General features: G+C 39.8%; 20 protein-coding genes. 16 read left to right on the top strand and 4 right to left on the bottom strand.

The window, feature by feature from the left end:
• The first annotated feature begins 5 nt into the window (after positions 1 to 5).
• On the top strand, positions 6 to 1,361 hold the full coding sequence (locus ASC84_RS20140) for an aminotransferase class III-fold pyridoxal phosphate-dependent enzyme (protein WP_081409408.1): 1,356 nt from the start codon (positions 6 to 8) through the stop codon (positions 1,359 to 1,361).
• Between the two features lie 235 nt (positions 1,362 to 1,596).
• Positions 1,597 to 2,541 (top strand): helix-turn-helix domain-containing protein, encoded by a 945-nt coding sequence (locus ASC84_RS20135; protein ID WP_056517944.1) that lies wholly within the window; start codon positions 1,597 to 1,599, stop codon positions 2,539 to 2,541.
• A 144-nt stretch (positions 2,542 to 2,685) separates the two neighbouring features.
• Here the strand turns inward: ASC84_RS20135 and ASC84_RS20130 are convergent, their stop codons facing one another.
• Complete coding sequence (locus ASC84_RS20130) at positions 2,686 to 3,063, bottom strand: hypothetical protein (protein ID WP_056517942.1); 378 nt, start codon at positions 3,061 to 3,063, stop codon at positions 2,686 to 2,688.
• A 295-nt stretch (positions 3,064 to 3,358) separates the two neighbouring features.
• On the opposite strand from ASC84_RS20130, the gene ASC84_RS20125 reads away from it, so the two are divergent.
• The gene (locus tag ASC84_RS20125; protein ID WP_056517940.1) at positions 3,359 to 4,126 is read left to right on the top strand and encodes a TorF family putative porin; all 768 of its coding nucleotides are present in this window, start codon (positions 3,359 to 3,361) and stop codon (positions 4,124 to 4,126) included.
• Positions 4,127 to 4,608: 482 nt separating this feature from the next.
• Here ASC84_RS20125 and ASC84_RS20120 read toward each other — a convergent pair whose 3' ends face one another.
• From ASC84_RS20120 to ASC84_RS20110, 3 genes are all read right to left on the bottom strand, one after another.
• Positions 4,609 to 5,832, bottom strand: coding sequence for an OprD family outer membrane porin (locus ASC84_RS20120; protein ID WP_081409407.1), 1,224 nt, complete (start codon positions 5,830 to 5,832; stop codon positions 4,609 to 4,611).
• Positions 5,833 to 5,969: 137 nt separating this feature from the next.
• Positions 5,970 to 7,376: an MFS transporter gene (locus ASC84_RS20115; RefSeq protein ID WP_056517937.1), complete on the bottom strand. Its 1,407-nt coding sequence runs from the start codon at positions 7,374 to 7,376 to the stop codon at positions 5,970 to 5,972.
• 1,092 nt (positions 7,377 to 8,468) lie between these two features.
• The gene (locus ASC84_RS20110) at positions 8,469 to 9,269 is read right to left on the bottom strand and encodes an IclR family transcriptional regulator (protein ID WP_056517936.1); all 801 of its coding nucleotides are present in this window, start codon (positions 9,267 to 9,269) and stop codon (positions 8,469 to 8,471) included.
• 161 nt (positions 9,270 to 9,430) lie between these two features.
• On the opposite strand from ASC84_RS20110, the gene ASC84_RS20105 reads away from it, so the two are divergent.
• From ASC84_RS20105 to ASC84_RS20045, 13 genes are all read left to right on the top strand, one after another.
• Positions 9,431 to 10,975, top strand: a complete 1,545-nt coding sequence (locus ASC84_RS20105; RefSeq protein WP_056517935.1) for an acetolactate synthase large subunit — start codon at positions 9,431 to 9,433, stop codon at positions 10,973 to 10,975.
• 10 nt (positions 10,976 to 10,985) lie between these two features.
• The gene (locus tag ASC84_RS20100) at positions 10,986 to 12,473 is read left to right on the top strand and encodes an aldehyde dehydrogenase (protein WP_056517934.1); all 1,488 of its coding nucleotides are present in this window, start codon (positions 10,986 to 10,988) and stop codon (positions 12,471 to 12,473) included.
• A gap of 92 nt (positions 12,474 to 12,565) precedes the next feature.
• The gene (locus ASC84_RS20095; protein WP_056517933.1) at positions 12,566 to 13,360 is read left to right on the top strand and encodes an SDR family NAD(P)-dependent oxidoreductase; all 795 of its coding nucleotides are present in this window, start codon (positions 12,566 to 12,568) and stop codon (positions 13,358 to 13,360) included.
• Positions 13,361 to 13,372: 12 nt separating this feature from the next.
• Positions 13,373 to 14,410 (top strand): YCF48-related protein, encoded by a 1,038-nt coding sequence (locus tag ASC84_RS20090; protein WP_056517931.1) that lies wholly within the window; start codon positions 13,373 to 13,375, stop codon positions 14,408 to 14,410.
• A 12-nt stretch (positions 14,411 to 14,422) separates the two neighbouring features.
• Entirely contained in the window at positions 14,423 to 14,875 is a 453-nt protein-coding gene (locus ASC84_RS20085) for a VOC family protein (protein ID WP_056517929.1), read from the top strand.
• A gap of 11 nt (positions 14,876 to 14,886) precedes the next feature.
• Positions 14,887 to 15,489, top strand: coding sequence for an amino acid synthesis family protein (locus ASC84_RS20080; RefSeq protein ID WP_056517927.1), 603 nt, complete (start codon positions 14,887 to 14,889; stop codon positions 15,487 to 15,489).
• Positions 15,490 to 15,547: 58 nt separating this feature from the next.
• Positions 15,548 to 16,384: an alpha/beta fold hydrolase gene (locus tag ASC84_RS20075; RefSeq protein WP_056517926.1), complete on the top strand. Its 837-nt coding sequence runs from the start codon at positions 15,548 to 15,550 to the stop codon at positions 16,382 to 16,384.
• A gap of 35 nt (positions 16,385 to 16,419) precedes the next feature.
• A complete protein-coding gene (locus tag ASC84_RS20070) occupies positions 16,420 to 18,033 on the top strand; it encodes a bifunctional 3-(3-hydroxy-phenyl)propionate/3-hydroxycinnamic acid hydroxylase (RefSeq protein ID WP_056517924.1) in 1,614 nt (537 codons plus the stop codon).
• The gene (locus tag ASC84_RS20065; protein ID WP_056517922.1) at positions 18,015 to 18,776 is read left to right on the top strand and encodes a 2-keto-4-pentenoate hydratase; all 762 of its coding nucleotides are present in this window, start codon (positions 18,015 to 18,017) and stop codon (positions 18,774 to 18,776) included. Before ASC84_RS20070 ends, ASC84_RS20065 begins: the two co-directional genes overlap by 19 nt.
• 72 nt (positions 18,777 to 18,848) lie before the next feature.
• On the top strand, positions 18,849 to 20,309 hold the full coding sequence (locus ASC84_RS20060; RefSeq protein WP_056517920.1) for an NAD-dependent succinate-semialdehyde dehydrogenase: 1,461 nt from the start codon (positions 18,849 to 18,851) through the stop codon (positions 20,307 to 20,309).
• 21 nt (positions 20,310 to 20,330) lie between these two features.
• Positions 20,331 to 20,717, top strand: a complete 387-nt coding sequence (locus tag ASC84_RS20055) for a carboxymuconolactone decarboxylase family protein (protein ID WP_056517918.1) — start codon at positions 20,331 to 20,333, stop codon at positions 20,715 to 20,717.
• Positions 20,718 to 21,187: 470 nt separating this feature from the next.
• The gene (locus ASC84_RS20050; protein ID WP_056517917.1) at positions 21,188 to 21,601 is read left to right on the top strand and encodes a hypothetical protein; all 414 of its coding nucleotides are present in this window, start codon (positions 21,188 to 21,190) and stop codon (positions 21,599 to 21,601) included.
• A gap of 214 nt (positions 21,602 to 21,815) precedes the next feature.
• Positions 21,816 to 22,427 carry an isoprenylcysteine carboxylmethyltransferase family protein gene (locus tag ASC84_RS20045; protein ID WP_056518001.1) on the top strand — a complete coding sequence of 204 codons (612 nt, stop codon included), beginning with the start codon at positions 21,816 to 21,818 and terminating at the stop codon, positions 22,425 to 22,427.
• Positions 22,428 to 22,691 lie beyond the last annotated feature (264 nt).

Below are 22,691 nucleotides of genomic sequence, written 5' to 3'. Positions count from 1 at the left end.
TCTGTATGAATAGTCCAATGGTTCAAACAAAAGATTACCAATTTTGGCATCCAATGACCCATCCCAATAATTGGGAAAACAAGGCGCCATTACGAATCGTTAAAGGAGATGGACTTTTTGTCTGGGATGATCAGGGCCGTAAAATGCTAGATGGTTTTGCTGGTTTATGGTGTGTCAATGTTGGACATAATCGAGCTGAAGTCAAACAGGCCATTACTCAACAAATGGACGAACTGGCGTACTACCAGTTATTTGATGGCGTGAGCCACCCTAAAGCAGAAGCCTTGTCCAATAAACTGATTGAAATGACAACTCAGGAAGATATGGCTCGGGTGCTCTATGGCACGGGAGGTTCAGATGGCGTTGAAACCGCTTTAAAAATAGCCCGTCAATATTGGATTTTACAGGGACAACCGCAGCGTACCCGTTTTATCTCATTGAAAAATGCTTATCATGGTGTGCATTTCGGTGGGACATCTGTCGGAGGTTTGTCTATTTATCGGATGAACTATGGCCCTGTTTTGGACGGTTGTTCACAGATTGAATCACCGTGGTTGTATCGCAATCCTTGGAACTGTGATGATCCTGAGCAATTAGGGCAGTTGGTTGCTGAACAGCTGGAACGAGACATTTTATATTATGGTTCAGACAGTGTGGCCGCATTTATTGCGGAACCTGTGCAAGGTGCGGGTGGGGTAATTGTACCTCCAACGAATTTCTGGCCTTTGGTACGTCAGATTTGTGATAAATATGGAATTTTACTGATTGCAGATGAAGTGGTTACTGGCTTTGGTCGTAGTGGCAATATGTTTGGTTCGCGAGGCTGGGGAGTAAAACCTGACATTATGGTATTTGCCAAGGCGTTAACCGCAGGCTATGTCCCGCTTTCAGCAACTTTGATCAATCATCGAATTGAACAGGCCTTCTTACACAACAAAGATCATCGGGGGATTTTGATGCAGGGCTATACCTATGGTGGACATCCTTTGGGGTGTGCAGCAGGTCTGGCAGTGCTTGATATTGTTGAAAAAGAAGACTTGCCTGCCAATGCTGCCAAAATGGGGGATGTTTTACTGAATCAATTAAAAAGTTTTGAAGAAAAATTCCCATCCGTTGGTAATGTTCGTGGCAAAGGCTTGATGCTGGCAATTGATCTGGTTTCAGATAAGAATACTCGTGAATCTATTGCACCTGATAATAACTTGGCTTGGCGTATTACAGAAGCTTGCCGTAATGCGGGCGCAGTGGTTCGACCTGTTGGGCCAAAAATCGTGCTTGCTCCACCGTTGGTGATTGATCAAGCTGGGTGTGAGCTATTGGTCAATGCATTACAGACTGCATTTGAACAAGTTGATGTATAACACTGCAAATTTATCGGTTTAAAAACAGGATCAAGTGTCTGTGGTATGCAGCACTTTGATCCTGTTTTATCTGTTGAATAGCCAGTAAATATAGTATTGAAAACGTTACATTTAAAGGCTTGCCAATTCATGGATTCACCTTACAATAAAAGTTAGATTTCATTTTTGATTGAAATTTAACAAATTGAAATTTAATAGAAAATTTTTTGCATTTTTAGGTAAAAGCGAGGCATGGATGTTAGTCGTTGAACCAGATGTAAATACAGGTTTGTTGCATGGCTTTCAAATAAGAGAGTCTTTACAGCATACCCAGATTTTAAAGGACTGGTCTTTATCCTATGATCAACTTTCGTCAGGTCATTTTGAAAGTCATTTGAATGAACTTTGGCTGGATGATATTCAAATCTATGAAGAAAAAATTAGTCCCTCAATTTTCCAAAGTGGAGAAGGCAAAGCGGACTCATTGTGTTTAGGTGTTTTTTCTAATTTATCTGATCCAGCATTGTGGATGGGGCAGGCATTACAAGGCGCAGAAATTATTTCATTATGTCAAGGCGGTGAAATTATGATGCGAACACCGCAACAGTCTTCCTTTGTATCCTTAAGTCTACCCATGTCTTTATTAGAAGAGCTGGGAGATATTCCGCAAGGGGCGAGTATGTTGACACATCAGCCCTTGGCACAAGAAATTTATTCTAAACTGACTGCTTTATTAAATAACTTATCTAAACATCCTTGTGGAGTAAATTTAGCCAGTATGCAACAGGCAAAGTCCGAGATTCTAGATCTGGGTTTTCGGTATGTTCAAGCCTTGCAGCAGCAAAAAAATGAGATTCGTCTATCCGCACGGAAGGCAAAAATTGTGGTACAACGCGCACTTGATGCAATGCAATCTTATCAAGATAATCCCTTGACCATGGATGAGTTGTGTCAGCTCACCAATACCTCGCGCCGTACCTTGCAAAACTGTTTTGAATTGATTACAGGACAAAGTCCTGCGCAATTTTTAAAACACTTGCGACTCAATGGGGTAAGACGCAGCTTTATTCAAAATGCTACATCTGCTTTGGTCAGTGAAGTGGCTAGTGAATGGGGTTTTTGGCATTTATCACAATTTGCCACAGACTATAAAAAATTGTTTGGTGAAACGCCATCACAAACATTGGCACAGTGTAAATAAATATAGGGTAGTGGTTGGTGTGCATTACTGAACTTTAAAATAAAGCATCAACAATTCAAAAGAATAAGTCGTATTTAGAAATCTATTTAGATCAATAAAAACACCCAAGCCAGTCAATCGACTGGCTAACTGCAATGTATGAGATTAATGTTCTGTCGAGTTTTTCTGTTTATTTGGCTGTTGATCAAATTTACGATTTAATAAAGTAACCAAGATTAAAGAGATCAGGAACATCGACATGGCATAGCTCACCAGTGTATTAAAGCTTGCTGTATGTTCGATAATTTGACCCGATACGCCAGGTCCAACCCCCATACCAATCGCAATCATTAAACTGACGTATTTCATAATACTGCCAGTATGATCCATGATGGCTAAACTGCCCAAGATAAATGGGAAAGTAAACATCCAGGCAAATTTAAACACAACAACGGCGGTCATAAATGTTGGCGCCGTAATCGTGCCAAACATTAAAGAGAGTGAAATAAAGAACAAGACAAAACCACTGATCACGATCACCATACGGCTGACCTTATGCCCAATAAATGTTGCAATAAAGCAGCCTAAAATGCCAAATAAAGTGGCAAAGGATAAATAACTATTGATGAATGTTTCTTGGGTTTGAATTTAAATGATAAAATACCGTATTGTGAAAATAATTAAAATAGTTGTTGTTTTTATAGTCATTTAAATATATAAAATCCTATAATAAGGAATAAATATTTTTATGGAATGTGTCTCTAAGGATGGCACCATCTCACATACATTCAAGGTGAAGTGTGATGAGGTAAAACAACAAGGATGAAAGGAGAACAATATGAACTATTTAGTTTTATCTACCGTACTGGCGATAGGAAGTGCACAGACAGTACAAGCCCAGACAGAGACATCTAATCCAGAAACATTTATGGATCAGTTTTCTGTACATGGGACATTCACTTTATCTTCGGATTATCGTAGTCGTGGTTTTTCCAAGTCAGATCAAAAACCGTCAGTACAAGGGGGATTGATTTTGGCACATCAGTCAGGTGCTTATTTAATGCTATGGGGCGCAAGTGCAACAACACCAAATGGTGGTAGCGTAGAAGCAGATGCAATACTGGGCTATACATGGCATATCAATGATAAAAACAGTCTGGATTTCTTTTATGCAGATGTGAATTATCCTGGAGGAAATTTTAGCCCAAATGGAAAATCGGCTGATTTTGGTGAGTATGGGGTGATGTACAAGCGTACAGGTACATTTGTTGCTCAAGATAACTTCAGTGCAGCAGTTTACTATTCACCGAATTATGTTTTTGGTTCAGGTAACGAATATTATTTTAGTAGTGAATACAGCTTTCCTGTAGTTGAAAATGTACAACTGTTTGGTTCGGCGGGTTATACCAAGCAGGATAGTGTTGCTGAATTTCAGCTAGGTTCAGTTCCTGATGGAAAGAAAGACAGTTACTTTGATTATAAAGTGGGAGTACGCGGTGATTATAAAGGTGTAACCACTGAATTAGCGTGGGTTGGCAATAATATTGACAGTCAAATGAATATGTATGATGACCGTTTGTATGTCAGTGTGACCAAGAATTTTTAAATAATCGCATTGCTCTTTATGAGGTAGTTGATATTATTTGACTACCTCTTTGTTTTAAAAAAATCATAGATTAACTACAACAGAGATGAGTTTAGCAATCAAGCAAGATATTAAATTTATATTTTGTTTTGTGAAAGAATTTAAATGATACATCACCTCCAGACTTCAAAGAGTACCCTCTACAATTATTACTGAAATCAAACCCAGTCGAGATACTTACTTTGCAAAGTATGTACATCAACTTGCTTGTAAATAATAATCAGATCGAATAATTTTCCAATAAAATGACTCGGATATGAAAGTCCGAGTCAGGTTGTATTTCAATAACAAGGTTCTATAGGTCAAATATTCATTTATGATCTTCATCATAAGATACTATTAAATGAAGCTATCTCATGAGGCCTAATTTCTATGTTGTTTCCTCCGAATTTACCTATTGGGTATGGGTGAAGTGAAACTATGGACATAGTGCTAAATAACCTTTATTTAAATGTTTTTTGAAAGCTGAGAAATGCACGATTTTCGATAAAGCTATTACTATTTTTACTGTTGTAATCTGCAAATAAATAACTGAGCGACCATCCATTAAGTTTAGGATGCATGAATTTATAATTTAAACCCACATCGAGTTCACTCTCTTTGTTATTGCTAAAGTCTTTATAAATAAAATCATAGCCATAAGAATATTTCACCGCAGCATTTAGACCTTTTAATGGGCCATCGAATTTATAGCTGTAAATAGCATGCCATGTTTTTTCTTTCTCTTTGAAAAAGCCAGTTACGTTCCAGTTAATAAAATATAATTCAGGTACAAAACCATCAAGCAGGGCATAGGCATTGTCACCGCTGATTTGTTGATAGCCAGCAGATATACTGTGATTACCATAATCAAAGCTTTGCAAAATGCCGATATTCTGATTGGTAAAAGCGTCTAATTTTGAATCATTAGTTTCGATAGTATGAAAATATTTTAATTTGGTTTTACTTGTAACTTGATCAAACTGAGATCGATATTCTGCACCAAAATAGTGGCGGTTAAATAAGGATTCAACCTCTCCAAAGTAATATTCCAAATGCCATTTAGGCGTAGGTTGATATTTCACATCAATATAATTCAAGCCATCTGAACGATGTGTTACACCATTCAGGGTATAGCTCAGATCTCTAAATTTTTCTTCATTCCGTGGAGATAGTTTTTCCACACGACCTAACTCAATATTCAGATTGGGCGCTGCTTTAAAATTCAATTGTGCACCCTGAAAGCTTGTAAATAATTGTCGGCTCTCATCTACAGGAGTGGTCGGTAAATTTAACCAAAGTTCCCCAACTTTTAGTTCAGCCTGTTGGTATTTGGCTTTTAGTGTCGCTCCATATTTTAACTGGTCTTTTGCCTGCTTTCCTGTACTCGTATCAAAAGGTAATACAGTATCGGCAACGCCTTTATCATTACTCAAACGAAGTGCATATTGCACACTTGCATCTAAACCAATTTGTAGAGGGGTATCGGTATAGCCAGATTGAATAAATAAAGATGCACTTTGTGACCAGCTTCCAACATCTTTAATTGTTGAAGGGTCAAAATCGCGGTCAATATATGCATTTTTAAGCACCAGCCTAGCACTACCATCGAGGACATTGGCATAGCTGAGTTGGGTGAATGCAAATAGGTTAAATGTGAATACGGTGATTAAAATAGGATTTTTCATAGGGTTTCCCTTCATTTTTTAGTTATCGCTATTCTTTTGTCATACTGCGACAAGCGGGTATTGCACTCTGCTTCATCTACTTATTCGATTTAAAGGCAGATGAAGAGAGGTCTGTTTGGTTATTCTTTTAATCAGAATTATTGATAATCAGGTTTTTTTTGCCAAACAAGCGGATCTGCCTTTTGCCGTTCTTCATATTCGAATCCTAAAGGTAAGTTACGTCGTTCTTTTAAACAGCTAATGGCTACCAAAGCCAAAATGGTCATAAATGCTAAGTAGTAGGTGACCGAAGAGGTTTCTCCTGTAGTGGAAATCAACCAAGCAGCGATCATTGGTGAAAATGCACCACCTAAAATAGAGCCCAATGCATAGGCAATCGATACACCAGAGAATCGAACAGAGACTGGGAACAGTTCTGCATAAAAGGCAGATTGAACACCACAGGCAATACCGACACTGACTGAAAGTAGGAATAAAGCTAGACCAATCGACCAAATCTGTCCCATATTTAACAAGGGAAACAAGACCAAAACGGTCGCAAATTGCAGGCTATAGCTAAGGTAATACATTTTTTTACGGCCAAATTTATCTGACCAACCACCAGCAAAATAAGTCACAATCACCCAGACCACTGCTATGGCTGTCATAATGCTTAACAGCGTTGTACGAGCCATTTGGATTGGGCCATTTGGATCGGTTGCATAGTTTTGGATAAATCCGCCGGTGGTCATATAACCGATTGCTTGTGTTCCAGCCAATAAGAACGATGCAAGAATAAGAATTAAAAAATGATTTTTAAACAATTCTTTAATTGGTGTTTTTGTCGCAACTTTACGTTGTTTAATTTCTTTAAAAATAGGGGTTTCATCCAGTGAAATGCGAATCCAATGACCGATTAAAACTAGAACGATACTGAACAGAAAAGGAATTCGCCAACCCCATTCAAGAAACTCATCACCTGGGGAAACGAACCCTGTCATAATTGAGAGAACGGCAGAGGATAGCAACAGTCCAAGGGGAACACCTAATTGAGGGAAAGCACCAAAATGACCGCGTTTACCTTTAGGTGCATGCTCAACGGCCATTAAGATAGCGCCACCCCATTCACCCCCAACAGAAATTCCTTGAATAATACGTAATGACACCAATAACAATGGTGCAGCGATGCCAATTGACGCATACGTCGGTAATAGACCAATCAGCGTGGTACTCCCACCCATTAAAATCAATGAGATGACCAACATGTTTTTTCGGCCTAGTTTGTCGCCATAATGTCCTGCTAAAAATGCACCCAAAGGGCGGAATAAGAAACTAATTCCAACTGAAGCAAAAGCTAGAATCGTAGCAAATGCGGGTCCTGCTGGACCAAAGAAAATATGGTTAAAAACCATGCCTGCGATAGCTGCATAAATAAAGTAATCATAAAACTCAATTGATGTTCCTATCACTGTGGCTAAGGCAACTTTTCGTTCAGTTTTTTTTCTTTGTCGCTCATCGTTACTTGAAGGTTTGGATGAGTTAGGTAAGCTTTCTAATATACTCATATTCGTCTCTTCCTTGAGGTTGCTTAACGACTACGTTGGTCGCTTGTCGTTGGCTTATTTTTAAACCTAGTGTGGGGATCGAGATAAAAGCTAAATTGTCGAGAGGTATTTAAAACTTGACATAATTTCTTCATTAACCATCGTCAATTTATCTTGGTCGATTTCCCTATCGCCATTTAAATTTTAAAATTGTGGTAAATTCCCTCCATGGTGAATACTTTCAAATATTTGTGTTCCAAATGATGGTGCAGTGAAAAATACAATTTTTTTCCAAGCCAATAAATTTCAATCAAATTTTTTGTAAATAGTATTTTTATCTAGATGGTTCTGCATGGGCAGTACAAACAGGAATTTTTCCCCTGCTGTGGAATACAGAACGCATTGATATAGGTTTGTACTGTGTAATAAAGACCATTTAGGGGTAAAAAAGCAGTGAGTATCCATCGCACATCAACTCCGTTAATATTTTTGTTAAATTTTACAATATGGGATAATTTAAAATAATAAACAAAATTAATAAAATTAAATTCCATATTGTAGGAAATATTGTTTTTTTAAGCTTGGCTGCTGGCTATGTACAATAATTAAGCATAAAAATTAATTAAAAGAAAGTGTTTATTTTTAAAAAATTCTGTAATGTGGTAAAAATACAAATAAATTTAGGATTAATTGCAATTAAAATACTATTTATTTTAAATAGTGTGAAAAATTAAATTTATTGCTTTTTAGCGGGTTTAAACTGTAGTTTGAGATAAAAATAAAGACTTGAGCACAGTAAAAGGAATATAAAAGCGGGCTATATTAAAAAGAGCTGTACAAAAAAGAGTGAACCCATTTTTTCAATATGATTAACAGCTAGCAGTAATGGTACTGCCGTTATTGGTATAAAAAACGCTGTGGAATATAATGTCTTAAAACAGAATAAATTTTGGAAAAATAAAGCTTTTGCCCCGATCTATGTTTGGGGCATAAGCTCAATGTTTCTATTGAGAATGATTTAAAAGCCATCTGTATGATTGTCATCACATTATATATATGAAATATCACGCTTTCGATAGATTATAAGAATTTGATATGCACATCTGCTTTAAATCATATGTGCTCTACTTCTTCCAAATTGATTTGGCTACTATTACTATCCACTTGATTTTGCTGACCCATTGCTTGGGTTAATTTTGCCGATGTATCCAAAAGTATTTCAATAATGGTTTCTTTTCTCAAGAGTTCAAATTGTTCATAAGACCCGACCACACTAATACTTGTATGTGATTCTTTGGAGTCTTGATCAATAAAAATTGGTGCGGCGATACCTGTTTGTCCTTGATTTAATTCGTTGTTGGTAATACAAAAACCTTCTTTACGAATTTGTTTCGCTTGTTTAAGGATCTCTTCTAAAGAATAAATATTCAAAGGATCAAATTTTATTTTCTCCTCATACAAGTCTTTAATTTTTTTTGTACCTTGGAAAGAAATTAATACTTTGGCTTGCGCTCCACGAAATAATGGAAGAGGGCGACCACGGCCAAAGCTATAGTTTAGGTCGTTGTTTGGCGAGAGAATAAAAGTATTAATAATTTTATTATCATAAAAAGCACTGACAAAAACAGTTAGGCCAGTTCTTTGACTTAATTGCTCAATATAAACACGCCCTGAGCTGAGGACTGGATCATACTTACGCATCATCCAATCAAGTTCAATTAGGCGAGGACCTAACACGTAACCGCCTGGGCCACGTTTTGCAATCAAACCAGCATCACATAGTTCTTTCAGGTAGCGATAAGAAGATGTGCGAGAAAGACCGTATTCATTAGCAATCACATCAGCATCAATAACGAGGCGTTCAGGTGTAAATAAATTTAATACGCTGAGTATTCTTGAAAGGCTGCTGCTCATATTTTTACATTATGGAAATAATTAAATAAATTAGCATTGAATGAGCTAAAAATAAAGAAATTAAAAAAATCCCGTATTGTGAAAATAACTATTGAAATAATAAATTTTATGTTTTATAAATATCTTAATAAGGGATTAATTTAAATTTTCTGGTGAAGAAGATGATCGGTGCGGAATATTTTGTAAAAACGGCTGCGCAACTTGGCTTTGAATATTGTTTTGCTAACCCAGGAACAACAGAAATTCCGATGGTTGCGGTGATGCAAGCGGAAACTAAAATCAAACCTATACTTTCTCTATTTGAGGGCGTTTGTTCTGGTGCAGCTGATGGATATGGTCGGGTTGCAGCAAAACCAGCTTTGACCCTGACCCATTTGGGACCGGGCTTTGCCAATAGCATGGCAAATTTGCACAATGCTCGTCGTGCTAATACACCTATAGTGAATATTATTGGTGACCATGCTTCATGGCATGTGAACTATGATCCACCACTTGCCAGTGATATTGAAAGCATGGCAAAAACTGTGTCAGGTTGGGTACGCATGACCCGCAATGCCAACAGTATTGGTGATGATTTACAGGATGCGATGAAAGCCGCTTGGCAGGCAAAAGGACAAATCGCTACGCTGATCTTACCAATGGATTTTCAAGCCCAACAGATTCAGGATATCGGGAAGCATTTTCAGGTCACCGCACCACAACGTCACTTTATCGCCAGTAAGGTTGAACAGGTCGCTCGGTATTATCAGCATGGTAAATCTCTGGTATTTATCGTGGGAGACACAGGTGTAAATGATGAGGGTTTAAAAGCAGCAGGACGTTTGGCGCAATTGGCGCATGTGCATATGTTTGCTGAAACATTCCCAAGGATTAGTCATCGAGGTGGTGGCTTGCCAGATCTAGATCGCTTGCCATATTTTCCTGAAAAGGCGATTGAGGTGTTGGAACAATATGATTACGTGGTGTGTGCGGGTGTAATTGATCCAATTAGCTATTTTGGCTATGAAGGATTGCCATCGCGCTTAGCTGAACCAGATCGTTTGCTTTATCTGGCTGATGTCGGTGAGGATGTACCTGCGGCACTCAATGCGCTGGCGGATGAACTGAATGCACCTGCCTTTGTGCCTGTCGTAAGCAAAGCGATAGAACTACCACCAGCACAAGCGGCATTGAGCCCAGCCTCTATTGCTAAAGTTCTCTCTGCCAGTCTGACTGAGGACTGTATTGTCTCTATTGAGGGGGGGACTTGTGGTTATCCATTTTTTACTGCTTCGAATGATGCAGTAAAACATCGGGTCATGACCAATACGGGTGGCGCAATTGGACAGGGCATTCCTGCTGGTTTTGGTGCTGCACTGGCTGAACGAGGCACACGGGTGTTCTGCTTACAGTCTGATGGCAGTGCGCAATATACCATTCAAACATTGTGGAGCATTGCCCGTGAAAATTTACCTGTCACGATTCTCATTGCTGCCAATCATCGTTATGCCATTTTGCAAAATGAATTAAGGCGTTTTGGTGTAGAAGAATTCAGTGAAACGGCATTGTCTTTAACCGAACTCAATCAACCCAAAATAGATTGGACAGCTTTGGCCAAAGCATATGGCTTAGCGTCTACTGTGGCGCGAACCAATCAAGAATTACAAACTGCATTGACTCAAACCAATCAAGCAATGCAACCCCATCTAATCGTAATGGAATTATGAGGTGTATCCCATGGCTATAAATGAGATTTTTCCAGAAGTACATCGTTTTTTAGCGAAACCACAACAATTATTTATTGGCGGTCAATGGACGGACTCAGTCAGTAAACAGACCTTTGATGTTGAAAATCCAGCGACACAAGAAGTCATTGCTCAAGTGGCAAAAGGCGGCGCAGCGGATGTTGATTTGGCAGTCGATGCTGCCAATCAAGCGTTTAAAACGTGGCGTTATGAGATCCCCGCAACACGTGCCAAATTGTTGTATCAATTGGCAGATTTAGTGGAAAAACACACTGAAGAGTTGGCGCAGATTTTAACGCTGGATAATGGTAAGCCGTTATTGTATTCACGTCATGAGTGTGGTGGTGCAGCACATATTTTACGTTACTTTGCGGGCTTCGCGACCAAGGTTGAAGGGCGACAAGTACCAGTTTCAGGTGCACCGCAAGGCGCATTTTTAAACTATACCTTACGTGATCCTGTAGGCGTTTGTGGTTTGATTGTGCCATGGAATTTCCCACTGACCATGTGTATTTGGAAACTTGCGCCTGCAATGGCTGTGGGCTGTACTGCAATTTTAAAACCTGCTGAACAAACACCATTGATTGCAGTGCGCTTAATGCAGCTTTTTCAAGAAGCAGGCTTCCCAGCAGGGGTGGTCAATCTGGTCACAGGTACAGGTCGTGATGTTGGTGAACCACTCAGTGCACATATGCAAGTGAATAAAGTGGCATTTACTGGCTCGACAGCGGTGGGTAAAGCGATTGCCCAACAAGCAACCTCGAATATGAAGCGTGTCACTTTAGAGTTAGGCGGTAAGTCCCCCAATATTATTTTACCTGATGCGGATTTGAGTAAAGCGATTCCTGGTGCAGCACAAGCCATTTTTTATAACCAAGGACAGGTGTGCACCGCAGGTTCCCGTTTGTATGTGCATGAAAAAGTGCTGGATGAAGTGCTGGATGGTTTATGCAAACAGGCACAGGGCATGAAAATTGCCAATGGCCTAGATGAAAGCTCAACCATGGGGCCACTTGTGTCTGAACGCCAATATGCGACAGTCAATCGTTATATTCAGCAAGCATTAGCGGAAGGTGCTGAATTACTAACAGGCGGTCAACGTCCAACTGGTTTTGATCAGGGCTATTTTCTCGAGCCAACCATTTTCCTTGATCGAGAAGAAAAAGCCTGTATTGCTAAAGAGGAAATATTTGGTCCTGTATTAACGGTGATGAGTTGGTCCGATACGGATGAGTTGATAGAGCGCGCCAATAATTCAATTTATGGCTTAGCTGCTGGAATTTGGACACAGGATTTATCTCAGGCACATCAAATTGCAGCCAAGTTAGAAGCAGGATCTGTGTGGGTAAATTGCTATAACGTGGTGGATCCAGTTTCTCCATTTGGTGGTTATAAACAATCAGGTTGGGGACGTGAAATGAGCCATGATGTGATTGAAGCTTATACTGAAACCAAAAATGTTTGCGTGAATTTGTATTAATTAAGATCTCTCTTAAGCTCCCTTGAAAAAGGGCGTTACTTTCCCATTCAAAGTGGGAATGGGGGATTTTTGACTCAAAAAAGGACTAAAAAATGGATTTAGAATTAAAAGATCGAGTTGCAATCGTTACTGGTGGTGGGATGGGAATTGGTAAAGATGTTGCCCGTCTTTTATCTCAAGAAGGTTGCAAAGTCGTGATCTGCGCGCGTCGTATGAGTTATCTAAATGAAACAGCCAAAGAGATTTCAACTGAAACAGGTAATGAGGTTTTGCCATTATTTTGTGATACCACGGATATGAAAGCGGTGCAGTTTATGGTTGATCAGGCCATGCAGCATTTTGGACGAATTGATATTTTGGTCAATGGCGCAGCAGCCCCGTCTGGTGTGGTACGTAATGATATTGAACATGCAGAAGATCATGAGTTATTGGGTGATTTAGACACTAAGGTTATTGGCTATTTTCGTTGTATCAAAGCCGTTACACCGCATATGAAAAAGGCTGGTTTTGGTCGGGTAATTAATATAGGTGGCTTAACAGGTCGTGGCAGTAAGGTCATGTCAGGGATGCGTAATCTCGCGATTGCCCATTTGACAAAGACCTTATCCGACCAACTTGGTCCATCGGGTATTACTGTAAATCTGATTCATCCTGGCGTTGTTGATACACCACATATTCAAGAGCTTTATGAACGTGAAGGGGTTAAACAGAACAAAACACCTGAGCAAGTTCGTCAGGGTTATATCGACAGCACGCCAATTCGCAGGACACTTGCACCTATCGAAATGGGCTACTTGATTGGTTTCCTTGCTTCACCGAAAGCGGGTGCGATCACAGGAGAGTCGATTGGGATTGATGGTGGTTTGACCCGTGGCATCTTTATCTAAGGAGCAGGCATTATGTCAAATGGAACATTATTAGTGGCGACCGTTGGGCAAGCGGTGATCCGTAGTGGTGATGATGGCAGGTTATGGCATCGTTTGGGGGTGGGGCAAGATCTAGAATTTGATGCGATTACCCGCGCTTTATCACAGGATCCTGAACAAGCCAACATCATCTATGTAGGCACAGATATTGGCTTATGTGTCAGCCATGATTGTGGTGGGACATGGCAGCAAATGGATACGCCGTTTAAAGGCCAAACTGTGTGGAAAGTTGCAGTTGATCCGCAAAACCGACAAAGAATTTTTGCTGGAACAGGAGCACCCTCACGCGCTGTGCTTTGGCGTAGTCTAGATGGTGGGCAGACTTGGGATGCTGCGCCTGTTGAAATTCCAGAGTTTTGTGCAGGGGTCAGTCGTCCGCGTTTATTGGCTTTTGCTTACGATCCAACCGATGCCAATAAAATTTGGTTTGGTTTAGAAGAAGGCGGACTTTTTCATTCACAAGATGGTGGTGATACTTGGCAGCGACTAGATGATCGTTTGCTTTGGGATTTTAATTCTGACGTTCATGCGATTGCAGTGTTGCCAAATCATGGTCAAAAAGTGGTGGTGGTGGTCTGTGTCAATGCGGTGTATCGCAGTTTTGATGACGGGCAGACATGGACAGGAATCATTGCCAAAGAAACTTTTGGTTTGTATTACGTACGTGCAATGTCAGCACATCATCAGAGTCAGAGTACTGTGTATATCAGTATTTCGGATGGGACACCGGGAACCACCAGTAAGATTCTGCTATCCAAAGATGCAGCAGCAACATGGGAAGTCTTGCCTTTACCACAACAACCCAATTCTTGTATCTGGGCGATTCAGCAAAACTTTAACAATCCAGCGCAGATGGTTGCTGGCACAAAGTATGGTCATCTATTTACCAGTAAAAATGGCGGTAATAGCTGGATTAAACATTGGCGTGAATTTAGTGAAATTGCAGACGTGTTATGGACGCCTGCAAATACTGAAATCAAGGCGCTACATCAATCTGTGATTGAAAAATAATGCGAGCTAAAGATGAAAATAAAAGTATTACGTACGCATCTTTCACTCTTTGTCAGAGATCCTGAAGCATCTGCTCAATGGTATGCCGATGTCTTGGGAATGGTAGAGCATGCGCGTGGTCCAGCATGGATCATGATGAGTTTTGGTGTAAAGCATCATGACATTGCCTTGATTAAGGCGGCACCTGATGCACAGCAAGGTGGACTCGGCTTACAGCACTATGGTTTGGAAATTGAGGGAACATTTGAAACCTTGCAAAAATTGCATGGCATGCTGATCCAAAAAGGCGTGGAAGTGGTCAAAACCACAGACCATACCGTAGGCAATGGCCTGTATTTCAATGACCCAGATGGCAATCGTTTAGAATTTTTTTTAGAAACCATTCATGACGATGCCGAAGCGATTAAAGCTTTTCATGATACAGGTGCTCCAAGCAATCCGATTGAAATTAAGCCTATTTTTTAAAGGGTTCTGATATGAAAAAAACAAATTTTGAATATTACCATATTCGTAAATGGTACAGCTTTGTAGAAGAAACACTGGCAAATGAAAGCGGTGTGTTGGCAGATGGCGAACCGGTTTATAAATATGCGGTTGCTGTTGCGATCCATAATCCATTTGCAGGAAAGTTTCAGCAAGACCTCAATGCACTGATTGAAAAATCACCTGAACTGGGTCGTGAATTTGGTCGCCGTATACAGGCTTTGGCACAGGGTCGCGCTATTGAAAGTTATGGCAAAGCCATTTTGGTCGGTATGAATAGTGAATATGAACATGGCAATGCTTTTTTGACCAATCCTGCGGCCAATCCAGTACGTGAGGCTATTGGAGGTGGTAAATCATGGGTACCTTCGACTGGTAAGCGTGGTGTTGCAGGGACGATCATTGATGTTCCTTTAGCACATAAAGATGCGCTTTATGTACGTTCGCACTATGACACATTTTCTTTATCTTTTAATGATGCACCCAATAACGATGAAATTATTGTGATCTGGGCTTTTGCGACTCGTGGACGCTTACATGCCCGTTTAGGTGGATTAAAAGCATCTGAAATTAAAGGTGAAGATGGTCTAAATTAAGCCAGCGATAACGCAGCTCAATCTTAGGCATCGCGCATGCATATAAGGACATGAGATTATGCGAATAGGAAGTCATTTTTTTAAAAACCGCAGTGGACTTGGTCTACATTATTTAACTTGGGGTGAACCTGAGCAGCCTGTTTTAATCATGCTGCATGGATTGCGTTCCTATGCCGCAACGTGGCACATGCTTGCACCATTGCTTGCAGAGCATTTCTATGTAGTGGCACTGGATCAGCGTGGACGTGGACAAAGTGATTGGGCGGAATATTCAAGCTACCAAACTGAATATTATGTACATGATCTTGAAGATTTGATTGCTGAATTAAAGGTGGATGAAATCATCTTATTGGGTCATTCATTAGGTGGAACTAATGCACTTGAATTTACCCGTTTGCATCCTGAGCAGGTTCAGGCATTGATTGTTGAGGATATTGGTCCAGGCTCCTCTATACAAGGCGAGGGTGCAGCACGGATTCGACATGAAATGCAAAGCACCCCCTTATCTTTTGCTTCGTGGGATGAGGCCACAACATTTTGGCAAAAGCTTCGCCCATTGATTGATGAGCAGGGGATTCAGTCACGTTTGCAACATACCTTGCTAGAAAAAGATGGTCAGATTCATTGGCGCCATGATCAGGAAGGGATTGCCAAGGCACGTTTGAGTTTTCCATCGATCGACTTGTGGCCTGCTGTTAAAAGTTTGACTTGTCCTACGCTATTTATAAAGGGTGGCTTGTCAGATTTCTTAACCACTGAGATACTCGAAAAAATTAAGGAAAACAACAAACTGGTCAAAACAGTGGAAATTGCAGGGGCATCACATTATGTCCATGATGATCAAACTGAACAATTTAATCAGACCGTACAGGATTTTTTAAAACAGTTTGCTTAGCGGTATAAGGAAGTCAAAGGAAGGGAGCAATAGGGATGAAGCAGGAACACACACAGGTTGTTATTGTTGGCGGTGGGCCAAATGGAATTGCGCTGGCGCATTATATGGGAATGTATGGGATTCAAAGCATTGTGCTTGAAATGAGTCCAGATATTTTACCGTACCCTCGTGCAGTGGGCATGGACGATGAAGCCTTACGTGTTTTGCAAAGCATTGGCGTGGCTGATGAAGTTGTAAAAGACATGATCCAAAATGTACCGTTGCGTTACTACAATGCTCGTGGAATTTGTTTTGCTGAAGTAAAACCGTCTGTTGCTGATTATGGTTGGCCGATGCGCAATATCTTTATGCAGCAGCTTTTAGAAAAATCTATGCGGGAAATGTTGCAACCCTATACACAGGTCGAATTACGTTCTGGGCATGAAATGCTCGATGTTTCCCAAACTGAAGAATCGGCAACGGTCAAAGTTAAAGACAGCGATGGTGAAATTTACCAAATCTCAGCCAAATATGTGATTGGTGCAGATGGTGGCCGTTCCTGTGTGCGTAAAAAAGCTGGGATTCAGCTTGAGGGTTTAACTCATCCACATAAATGGATTGTGGTGGATGCTGCACATGATTATCTGGATGCACCATATACCGCCTTACATGCCGATCCTAACCGCCCATTTGTCTGTATATATTTGCCTTATCAGCAGCGCCGCTGGGAATTTATGCTGTTTGATGGTGAAGACGAAGAAAGCATGTGTAAGGAAGACAACATTCGCCAATTGATCCGTAATCATATTGGGGATGCTGTAGATGAACTGGAAATCATTCGAATTCGTGCCTATACCCATAATTCACGAGTTGCCAACCGCTTTATTGACGGACGAATTATCTTGATTGGCGATGCGGCACATATTACTCCACCTTGGGCAGGGCAAGGTTTAAATTCAGGTATTCGAGATGTAGGGAACATCGCATGGAAATTGGCTGCGGTATTAAAAAACTACGCCTCGGAAAAAATCATCGCCAGTTATGATGATGAGCGCCGTACCAACGCGACAGAATTAGTTGCCTTGGCAGACAATATGGGTATGGTTTTGGGATTGACCAATCCACTTATGGCAGGGGTACGTGATTGGCTATTTCAAGCTTTTAACAATGTCGATGCCTTACGCAGCCATCTGGTTGAATTTAAATTTAAACCGAAACCCTTTATTCATAAAGGTTTGGTCTATCATCCACGTCCGCACATCAAAGAAACCGATGTGGTTGGGAAAATATTTATTCAACCCTATGTCGAAGATGCTCATGCCAATAAGCTGAAATTTGATGAGATTCTGGGTCAATGGTATGCCGTGATTGCATTCCGAAAAGATCCACTGGAGCATTTATCCGAGCAGACGCGACAATTTTGGCAAAGTCGTGAGACGCGTTTTATTCAGATCAATCGCGCTAAAAGTGGTTTAAATCGTAAGCAACCTTTAAATGCTTCTGAACAGGTGATTTGTGTAGAGGATGTGGAGCGTAAACTAGAAGACTGGTTTGATCTTGCCCGTGATGAAGTGGTGATTGTACGTCCTGACCGCTTTATCGCAGCCACATGCGCTTTGGAAAAGCTTGAAGAAACTTTGGAGAAATTGGCATGTCAGTTGATCAATTAATCGAGTTACAACATCGCTTACTAGATGCTCGAATTGCGCGACATGTACTGGATGCCAATGAGTTTGAATCTCTTGAAACCGATCAGGCTTATCTCAGTCAGGCTCAACTGATCCAACACTATTGTCAGGAAACTGACACTACACTTTCAGGTTGGAAAGTGGCTCTTTCGGGTGCGCTGGCTCAAGCTAAATATGCTTTGCAACATCCTGTTTATGGTCATCTTTGCTCGGATATGCAATTGGAAAATGGCAGTTGTATAGCGCTTGCAAATCTGTACCAGCCTAAACTAGAAGTTGAATTGGCCTTTATTTTAAAACAGGCCATCACCACTGCGGATTTAACGGATGCAGAATTACTGGCAAAAGTAGGGCAAATACGACCAGCAATTGAAATTGCAGATACGCGCTGGCAAAACTGGCATTTTAATCTCGCTCAATTCTTGGCAGATAATGCTGCGGCACAGTTTTACATACTGGGTGATGAAATAGAGATCTCTATAGCTGATTTAGATATTTACCCGCTTATTGAACAAGCCAACCTCGACATCATTGTGACCACACAACCTGAAGATCACCCAATCCGCAACTATCTTTGGTTGATTCGGACCCTCTTGCAACAGGCTAAAAGCTTAAACGCAGGTGATGTGATTTTAACAGGTTCCATCATTCGCCCGATGGATTTAATCGTAGGGCAATATCATTTTTCAGTACTGGGTCAAAAGCTCTCGTTGCAAGTGATTTAAATCGGGAAAGTATTGTTGAAGATGTAAAAAGTTGGGTGTTTGGCAAAGATTTAAAAATAGGAAAACAATAAAATGGCACAACTGAACGATGTGGGTTTATTAAAATCACAGGCATTGATCAATGGTCAGTGGCGAGATGCTGACACGAAACAAACTTTTAATGTGATCAACCCTGCCACAGGTGAAATTATTAGCACTGTACCGAAAATGGGGCAGCAGGAAGCCTTGAATGCCGTTACTGCAGCTGAACAGGCTTTACCGCTATGGCGTAAAAAAACTGCCAAACAACGCAGTCAGATATTACGTCAATGGTTTGACTTAATCATGCATCATCAAGAAGATCTGGCTTATATTTTAACCTTGGAACAAGGAAAACCATTCGCAGAAGCCAAGGCTGAAATTGCATATGGCGCAGCTTATATAGAATGGTTTGCAGAAGAAGCCAAACGGATTTATGGCGACATTATTCCCTCAAATGCTGCTGATCAGAAAATTTTAGTCAACAAACAACCCATCGGCGTTTGTGCCGCAATTACCCCGTGGAATTTTCCCAATGCCATGATTACCCGTAAAGTTGCGCCCGCATTGGCGGCAGGTTGTACCATGATTGTCCGTCCAGCCTCGCAAACGCCATTATCTGCCTTTGCAATTGCTGAGTTGGCACTACGTGCAGGTATTCCAGCAGGGGTATTCAATGTTATCACTGGAAGCTCTAGCGAAATCGGTGAGGTATTGACTACAGATGAACGCGTGCAGAAGTTTAGTTTTACAGGTTCAACTGAGGTGGGTAAAAAGTTGATTGCACAATGTGCATCAACGGTGAAAAAGGTGTCGATGGAGTTGGGTGGGAATGCTCCATTTATTGTATTTAATGATGCCGATCTTGATGCTGCTGTAACAGGTGCGATTGCAAGTAAATTTCGTAATGCAGGGCAGACCTGTGTCTGTGCCAATCGTATTTATGTGCAATCAGCGGTCTATGATTTATTTATCGAAAAATTAGTTGAGGCAGTTAAACAACTCAAGGTCGGTAATGGAATGCAGGCTGGCGTAGATTTTGGACCCGTCATTGACGCTGCGGCGATTCGCAAAGTGACAGAACATATTGACGATGCAGTAAGTAAAGGTGCCCAGATTGTATTGGGTGGAAAGCCTCACCCATGCGGGGCACTGTTCTTTGAACCGACCATTGTCAAAGATATTACTGCTGAAATGCAAGTTGCCAAAGAAGAAACTTTTGGTCCATTAGCGCCTGTATTTAAGTTTGAAACAGAGGAAGAGGTTATCGCCTATGCCAATGATACTGAGTTCGGTTTGGCATCTTATTTTTATACTCAGGATTTAGGCAGGGCAATGCGTGTGTCTGATGCTTTAGCGTATGGGATGGTGGCACTGAATACTGGAATATTATCCAACGAGGTGGCGCCGTTTGGTGGGATAAAGCAATCAGGATTAGGACGAGAAGGCTCCAAATATGGAATAGAAGACTATTTGGAAATTAAATATGTGTTGTTAGCTGGATTAAGCAAATAATTAATTGTGAGGATTAAGCAAATGAGTAATGAAACATTTGAAAAAGGACTGGCGATCCGTAAACAAGTACTCGGCGAAGAATATGTTAATCAATCTATGAACAATGCTGATGATTTTAACTTGCCCTTACTAGAGTTAGCCACTGAGTATTGTTGGGGTGCGGTTTGGGGACGAGAAGGGTTGACTAAACCTGAACGAAGTTTGATTAACCTCGCTATGATTTCTGCACTTAACCGCCCAAATGAGCTTAAGTTACATGTGAAAGGTGCGTTACGTAATGGTGTTCCCAAAGAAAAAATCAGGGAGGTCCTATTACAAGTCACAATTTATTGTGGTGTGCCTGCTGGTGTGGATAGTTTCCGTATTGCGAAAGAAGCGATTGCGGAATATGAACGAGAAAATGGTTAGTGCTTATTTTAGATCTATAATCTAATTTATTTTGATCTATAAGTTCCTTTCAGAAGTCTTTTTTAAAAACATTAATTAACATAAAAGCCCCTCATCCTAGCCTTCTCCCAGAGGGAGAAGGGACTTTCAATACCAATATGATTCACTCCTGATGATCATTTTTTTGATTTATGAAAGCGTTCTAATCAAACATTTAATTAATGACAATTTTGTAATAAAAATGCTTTATCGAATATTTACCAATATCTTGTTTCTTTTTTGTGTAAATGTAATTGTAAATTTAAAAAACTATTATATAAAATTAATCATGAATTTTTAAAATGAGTAGGATTGTGAAAATTTATACAGGTATGCAATCGCTTTAGTATTATTTTAAACTAATTTATTGAAATCTATTTTATCTTTGTAGCGTAGCAACTGACTTAATTAGATTTTTTAAATATCATGAATATTGTTTACAGAAAATTGTAATGGGAAAGAAGCTGTTTTTTGTTTGGCTATTGGTGTTTCAATTTACATTTCAGAATGTCTGGTATGTGGTTGAATCTTTATGTCTTAATGAAATTTCGACTCAAACGCATATAAAACAAAATATTGATGATAAAGAATCACTTATTGCCATTGGTAATCAAGAAGTAAATATTGAAAAAATAAGATATAACAATGAAATAAATCAGTTTTGTCAAAATATTTGTTTAAGTGATAAATGTAATTTTATATCGAACTTTGCTGATTTAAAAATTGAACGCTATTTTGAAAATACATTTAATCCATTTTTTAATCTTCTGACTTTTCAGCGATACAGATGGTTGAATTTATATCAATCCCCTGAATTAAATAATTTATCTCCTCCTCCTAAATTCAAGCAGCTATACGGTGGCTAGCTAAAGTAGCTCCCACCAAAGTTTACATTTTTGTATATGCTGAGGAGTATTTAAATGTTTAGTCAAAAAAAATCTATATGTTATTTTGTGGAATCATCGTATTTAAATTTTATTTTTAAAATAAGTGTTGCACATTATTTAATTATAGTGGGCAACCACTTAGAACTTTATTTAGAAGAAAATAAGCATTCAATTTATTGTGGGAGGAAATAGTGTGAGTATTATATTTTCCTCCAGAATAAGGACCATGGGTTCAAGAGTTATTGGTTTTGTATTGGCATTTATTATTGCTTTTAGTTTTGGTCTATGGCACGACACTTTTCCACTGATTGAGCATCTTTTATGGTTGGTCGGTTGGATTTTAGTGGGAATCGGAGCAATGGGGCGGATTTGGTGCAGTATCTATATTTTAGGCCATAAAAACGCGAAGTTAGTTATGGATGGTCCGTATTCCATCTGTCGAAATCCACTCTATCTTTTTAGTTTTTTAGCTGCACTGGGGATTATGTTTTTAACCGAAACCTTGTTCTTTCCCGCAGCTTTTAGCGTGTTGTTTTTAGTTTATTATTACTTTGTCATACGTCAAGAAGAGCGTTTTTTGAGGAAAAAATTTGATCAATTGTATTTGAATTATACTCAAACTACACCACGCTTTTGGCCGAGTTTTAAAAACTATTCTGAACCGCAATATTGCCAAGTGTCATCCAAACATTTTAGGTTGTTCTTAGCTCAGGTGATCTGGTTTTTCTGGGTTGCTGCGTTTGTACAATTGTTTGAAGAGCTTCGATTGTTAGGGGTTTTTCCAATTTATTTTAATATGTTTTAATCCGCTTTTATTTTATTAACCTGAATTGAGGGCAGTTTATACTTAGAGTAGCCAGTAAAAATCATGTTATTGGGTACTCTATGGTGAATATATTGGATAGATGATTTTTAAACTGAATATGCATAAATCCAGATAAAATCCCCTCATCCTAGCCTTCTCCCAACGGGAGAAGGGACTTTCAATACCCATATGATTTACTCCAGATGATCATTTTTTGCTTTATGAAAAAGATCGAATGTATTTTTATTTTTATCAATTTAAAGA

Origin of the sequence: Acinetobacter sp. Root1280, from assembly GCF_001425285.1 — a bacterium.
Lineage (GTDB): Bacteria > Pseudomonadota > Gammaproteobacteria > Pseudomonadales > Moraxellaceae > Acinetobacter > Acinetobacter guillouiae.
This window is presented reverse-complemented; position numbering and strand designations above follow the sequence as displayed.

Coding starts and splice junctions, on each gene's coding strand:
- ASC84_RS20140 (WP_081409408.1), top strand. CDS start 6: ATGAATAGTCCAATGGTTCAAACAAAAGATTACCAATTTTGGCATCCA.
- ASC84_RS20135 (WP_056517944.1), top strand. CDS start 1,597: ATGTTAGTCGTTGAACCAGATGTAAATACAGGTTTGTTGCATGGCTTT.
- ASC84_RS20130 (WP_056517942.1), bottom strand. CDS start 3,063: ATGGTGATCGTGATCAGTGGTTTTGTCTTGTTCTTTATTTCACTCTCT.
- ASC84_RS20125 (WP_056517940.1), top strand. CDS start 3,359: ATGAACTATTTAGTTTTATCTACCGTACTGGCGATAGGAAGTGCACAG.
- ASC84_RS20120 (WP_081409407.1), bottom strand. CDS start 5,832: ATGAAAAATCCTATTTTAATCACCGTATTCACATTTAACCTATTTGCA.
- ASC84_RS20115 (WP_056517937.1), bottom strand. CDS start 7,376: ATGAGTATATTAGAAAGCTTACCTAACTCATCCAAACCTTCAAGTAAC.
- ASC84_RS20110 (WP_056517936.1), bottom strand. CDS start 9,269: ATGAGCAGCAGCCTTTCAAGAATACTCAGCGTATTAAATTTATTTACA.
- ASC84_RS20105 (WP_056517935.1), top strand. CDS start 9,431: ATGATCGGTGCGGAATATTTTGTAAAAACGGCTGCGCAACTTGGCTTT.
- ASC84_RS20100 (WP_056517934.1), top strand. CDS start 10,986: ATGGCTATAAATGAGATTTTTCCAGAAGTACATCGTTTTTTAGCGAAA.
- ASC84_RS20095 (WP_056517933.1), top strand. CDS start 12,566: ATGGATTTAGAATTAAAAGATCGAGTTGCAATCGTTACTGGTGGTGGG.
- ASC84_RS20090 (WP_056517931.1), top strand. CDS start 13,373: ATGTCAAATGGAACATTATTAGTGGCGACCGTTGGGCAAGCGGTGATC.
- ASC84_RS20085 (WP_056517929.1), top strand. CDS start 14,423: ATGAAAATAAAAGTATTACGTACGCATCTTTCACTCTTTGTCAGAGAT.
- ASC84_RS20080 (WP_056517927.1), top strand. CDS start 14,887: ATGAAAAAAACAAATTTTGAATATTACCATATTCGTAAATGGTACAGC.
- ASC84_RS20075 (WP_056517926.1), top strand. CDS start 15,548: ATGCGAATAGGAAGTCATTTTTTTAAAAACCGCAGTGGACTTGGTCTA.
- ASC84_RS20070 (WP_056517924.1), top strand. CDS start 16,420: ATGAAGCAGGAACACACACAGGTTGTTATTGTTGGCGGTGGGCCAAAT.
- ASC84_RS20065 (WP_056517922.1), top strand. CDS start 18,015: ATGTCAGTTGATCAATTAATCGAGTTACAACATCGCTTACTAGATGCT.
- ASC84_RS20060 (WP_056517920.1), top strand. CDS start 18,849: ATGGCACAACTGAACGATGTGGGTTTATTAAAATCACAGGCATTGATC.
- ASC84_RS20055 (WP_056517918.1), top strand. CDS start 20,331: ATGAGTAATGAAACATTTGAAAAAGGACTGGCGATCCGTAAACAAGTA.
- ASC84_RS20050 (WP_056517917.1), top strand. CDS start 21,188: ATGGGAAAGAAGCTGTTTTTTGTTTGGCTATTGGTGTTTCAATTTACA.